Below are 1,249 nucleotides of genomic sequence, written 5' to 3'. Positions count from 1 at the left end.
TCCTATGACAGTGACATTCAGGCGTTGGAAGCAATCGCCACGGAGTTGGAGAAAAGGTAAGCCCGCTGCCTGGCGGGTAGCGTAGGGCTTCGGCAGCGGGCATTAAATTGGCTTTCGACGGGGGGACGCGCGTGACGTCGCCGACCTGTTCCAGCGATCCGCCCGCACCACGTCTCCCACAACGAGCGCTCCTGCGCGAGCACGATGACCAAGCCCCATAACTGGAGCTAGCGCGCTCCCGCGTGGCGAGTGGCGCGCCGCCGGTTGGCTTGCATCGCCAATTCGAACACAATACATAAACGCCAAAGCAATCAGGACGCACAATAAATGCCGGACACGACAGACCAGAACGCCGTCGATCTTATCGAATTCACCACCGATATTGTTTCGGCCTTCGTGAGCAACAATTCGGTGCCTGTCTCAAACTTGGCTGATCTGATCTCCTCGGTTCACGCGTCCCTCTCTTTAGTCGGCAAAGACATGCCACGGCCAGCCGAGCCCCTTACGCCAGCGGTCAATCCGAAGCGGTCGGTGACACCTGATTTCATCATCTGCCTGGACGACGGCAAGAAGTTCAAATCGCTGAAGCGTCACCTGGCCCAGCTCGGCATGACGCCTGACGAATATCGCGCAAAGTGGAACCTGCCTGGCGACTATCCAATGGTGGCGCCGAGCTATGCCGCACAGCGTTCGGCGCTCGCGAAATCGATTGGCCTTGGGCAGAGAGCAGCGCCGCCGAAAAAGGCTCCGGCTAAGCGAAAGGCCAAATAGTACCGTGCTTGGTGCGAAAGGCCCGCGTAGCTCTTCCGCGATCACACCATGCCGGCGCCTCGCCGAATCGGTCATTTAAGACTGGCGGCGGATCTGACGTCCGCTTGGCCGGCGCCACACATCCCACAGCTCCCAAACTGGCGCCGGCCATCTTCAATTCGATCGACTGCCYGTCTGTGCTGGCGCGCGATCCCATTAACTACCTTAGTGAATGAGGTGGACCCAAAGCTCGGCATGGCCGTTGGGTTGTATGAAAAGTCACCAGCACAGATTCTACTGCCATATCGAAGCCGACGGATCATAGGGCGTTTGGGATTGCGTCGCCAACAGGCCGGCCAGGTTGGGCGGCGGCGACCTTCTGGGATGCACACTACAAAGAGCCGAAGTTGCGGAGATTGTACTGGCAAGAATCTACACCAGCGGCCTAGATGCACTTGCCGTTCGCATTGCTGGCATAATTCACTAGCGACTCTTCGAC

1 protein-coding gene is annotated in these 1,249 nt (G+C 58.7%); it reads left to right on the top strand.

Annotated elements, in window-relative coordinates:
* Positions 1–327 precede the first annotated feature (327 nt).
* A complete protein-coding gene (locus AC1DX0_RS36055) occupies positions 328–771 on the top strand; it encodes a Ros/MucR family transcriptional regulator (RefSeq protein WP_477223602.1) in 444 nt (147 codons plus the stop codon).
* The last annotated feature ends 478 nt before the right edge of the window (positions 772–1,249 follow it).

This window comes from Mesorhizobium sp. P3_A9, from assembly GCF_056402975.1.
This window is presented reverse-complemented; position numbering and strand designations above follow the sequence as displayed.

Bases quoted from the DNA above. Each gene is read 5' to 3' on its own strand.
- AC1DX0_RS36055 (WP_477223602.1), top strand. From the start codon at position 328: ATGCCGGACACGACAGACCAGAACGCCGTCGATCTTATCGAATTCACC.